Source organism: Brevundimonas sp. GN22 (assembly GCF_054824005.1).
In genome coordinates this window covers 1-3,449 of sequence record NZ_JSYD01000110.1, presented here as the reverse complement: position 1 = coordinate 3,449, position 3,449 = coordinate 1, and the positions used below count along the sequence as shown (strand labels likewise).

The following is a 3,449-nucleotide window of genomic DNA, read 5'->3' as shown; positions in this document are numbered from 1 at the left end:
GGTCAGCTGTGGGACTTCTGGGGTGCCGGTTCGATCGGTGTCGCTCTGGGTGTCGAATGGCGTAAGGAAGCGACCGAAGGTACCGGCCGTGACCGCCTCTTCGGCGATCGCCTGCTGATGCTTAACGCCAGTGCTGACTTCCCGCTCGCTTCTTATGAGTCCAATGAAGTCTTCGCTGAAGTCTCGCTGCCGCTGCTGCGTGACAGCAAGCTCGGTGAGTATGCAGAACTGAGCGGTTCGTACCGCTTCTCGGACTACTCGACCGTTGGTGGTCAGGAAGTCTGGGGCGCGAACCTGGTCTACCGTCCGATCCCGGACATCGCCTTCAAGACCAGCTACAACACCTCGATCCGCGTTCCGACGCTGGCCGAAGTGTACCGTCCGTACTCGCAAACCTTCGTCGACGTCCAAGATCCCTGCACCACGGCCCGCATCACTGCGCCGACCCTGAGTGCCGAGATCAAGGCTAACCGTATCGCCAACTGTACTGCACTGGCTGCGGCGAAGGGCCTGACCTACGACTTCGCAGGTTCGACCGTTTCGACGCTGGACGACTACGTTCCGGAATACACCTCGACTGTGTCGGGTGTGAACGGCGGTAACATCTATCTGCAGCCGGAAGAGTCGACCTCGTTCACCTTCTCGACGGTTCTTCAGCCGCGCTTCATCCCGAACCTCAGCCTGGTTCTGGACTACTACGAGATCGAGATCACCAACGTGATCGCCGCCGTGGGCGCTGCTACGGTTGCTGCGAACTGCGTGAACGGCCCGACGCTGAACACCGCAGCTTGCGACACCATCTTCCGTAACGTTCCGGCCTCGGCTCTGAACGACACGGCGCAGCAGCGCTCGGAAGCCTTCAAGATCGGTGACCCGGCGACGGGCATCGGCTTCATCCAAGGCTCGATCAACTACGCGAAGCGTACCGTTCGCGGCATGGACTTCACCGGTCGTTACCGTCTCGATAGCCAAGACATGTTCGGTAAGAACTGGGGTGTCTTCGACTACTCGATCAACGGTTCGTGGCTGATTGAACAAAAGCAGTTCAACAACGCGCAAAACCCGGCCGACTTCACCGAGTACGCTTCGCTGGCGTCCACGGGCGGTTCGTTCCCGCGCGTTCGCTTCACCTCGACCCTCGCATGGCAACCGGTTGAAACGGTTCGCGTGGCCTGGATCGCTGACTGGCAGTCGTCGCAAGACATCATCCAGTACCGCGACTTCCTGGCTAACGCCGACTCGCGTCCGGTTGAATACCTGCGCACCGGCAACTTCGTCCGTAACGACCTGACGGTTCGTTGGGATGTCCGTGATAACGTGACGCTGCGTGCAGGCGTGACCAATATCTTCGACGCCGAGCAACCGGCGTGGTTGGGCACCACCCTCTACTCGAACTTCGACCCGTTCGGTCGTCGCTATAACATCGGCCTGAACTACAAGATCTTCTAAGTTCAGCTGATAGAATCGGAAAAGGGCGGTCCTCGAGGCCGCCCTTTTTTTGTTCTCAAAAGGGCATGCCTTATTTTGAAAATCGTCGTTATTGAAATACGCTGTTATATAAATATCCGCATTAGGCAGTTCATTCTAATATCTTCGCCTCGAACCAATTTTTATTTCAACAAGCTTGGCTTTTTAATCCCCCGATTTCAAACATCATGAGTTTTTAGGGATAACTACGTGAATCGGCATTGTGTCGGAAATGTTACGCCAACCTTGCCGTGGGTCGGGTTTTGAGGCGCAAATGCGGCGTTTAGGTTGCGCGTAATTGGTTAGCGTGACAGGCAGGCCACCCTTCAAGTGGCGGGTCCTCACAGGATCTGTCACCCCGTTCCTTTAGCGTGGTTTATTCTTAAATGCGTTCGAAGCGTACTATTCTGCTGGGCACTTCGGTGCTGGCAGGTGTTCTGGCGGCATCGGCCGCCGTGGCTCAAGAAGCCAACGGTTCCCAAGACGTCTCCGCAACCGAAGTCAGCGAAATCGTTGTCACCGGCTCGCGCATCCGCCGCGACCCGGTCACTGCCCCGACCCCGCTGATCCAAGTTAATCGTGAAGCCCTGCTGACCACCGGTCAGAACTCGGTGATCGACCACCTGGCGACCATCCCGGCTCTGATGAACTCGCAAGTTCCGTCGGACACCACTGCAGGCGTTCTGAACGCTGGTGGTCTGTCGCTGCCGAACCTGCGCTCGCTGGGTTCGGGCCGCACTCTGACGCTGGTTGACGGCCGTCGCCACGTTGGTTCGCCGCAAGGCACGCTGGCTGTCGACGTCGACACCATCCCGCGTCTGTTGATCGAAAGCGTTGAAATCGTCACCGGTGGCGCTTCGTCGATCTACGGCGCTGACGCAGTTTCGGGCGTTCTGAACTTCAAGCTCCGCAAGGACTTCGAAGGTCTGGAAATCGACACCCGCTGGGGTCAGATCAACGACGGTGGCCAAGACTCGGAACGCGTTTCGATCCTGGCTGGTAAGAACCTGTTCGACGGTCGCCTGAACGTTTACGGCTTCGCCGAATACGAGCGCCTGGACGAAGTTCTGGCTTCGGACATCGACTGGCTGCAAGACGGCTGGGGCATGGTCGGCCGCGACGCCGATCCGGCAGCTGCCCAGTTCGACGGCATCACCGACTCAGTCCTGTATCGCGACCGTCGCTCGATGCAGATGCGCAAGTGGGGTCAGGTTACCCTGGCTAACAACTACCAGCCGAGCGCTCTGAACAACCCGAACACCATTCCGGTTGCCAACTGCACCACCACCTCGATTACTTCGGCTTCGTGCTTCGGTGTTGCTCCGGGCAAGACCTGGGTCTTCGATGGTCCGGTTGCCCGTCTGGCTGACTTCGGCACCATCATCTCGAACACCGGCACCAACAAAGCCATCAGCATCGGCGGTGACGGCGAGAACCCGAACACGACCTTCAACGTCGATTCGACCCTGCCGCAGTCGGAAAACTCGCGCTTCCAAGTGGGCGCAAACTTCCAGATCACCCCGCGCATCAACCTGTATGCTGAAGCCAAGTACGTTCAAGAGCGTACCCACCTGGCAACCGGCAACTCGTTCGGCGACATCTACATCTCGGATACCTTGAATCCGAACAACTCGATGCAGATCCTGTCGACCTCGGCGTACACCACCCGTACCGACAACGCTTTCATGCCGCTGAACCTGGCTGAAGCGATCCGCAACAACACCGCGGTAACCTACGGCGCAGCGACCCAAACCGCTCCGGGCGCAGCGACCGGCACCACCGCCGCTCCGTTCGCTCGTTACAGCGCATGGCTGCTGGACCGCGCCCAGACCAATGACAAGCAACTGCAACGCTACGTCATCGGCCTGAACGGCAACGCCGGCGACATCGGCTTCGTCAAGAACGTCGACTGGGATCTGGGCTACACCTACGGTCGCGTCGACAACAAGAACGTCGAGCGCGGTCTGGACATCGAGCGTTTC

The 3,449-nt window shown here is 58.7% G+C and carries 2 protein-coding genes; both read left to right on the top strand.

What is annotated here, in order from left to right:
- On the top strand, nucleotides 1-1,449 hold a 1,449-nt coding region (locus OB03_RS13060; protein WP_461344438.1), incomplete at its 5' end, for a TonB-dependent receptor domain-containing protein.
- Nucleotides 1,450-1,853: 404 nt separating this feature from the next.
- A partial coding sequence (locus OB03_RS13055) for a TonB-dependent receptor plug domain-containing protein (RefSeq protein WP_461344437.1) occupies nucleotides 1,854-3,449 on the top strand: 1,596 nt, incomplete at its 3' end.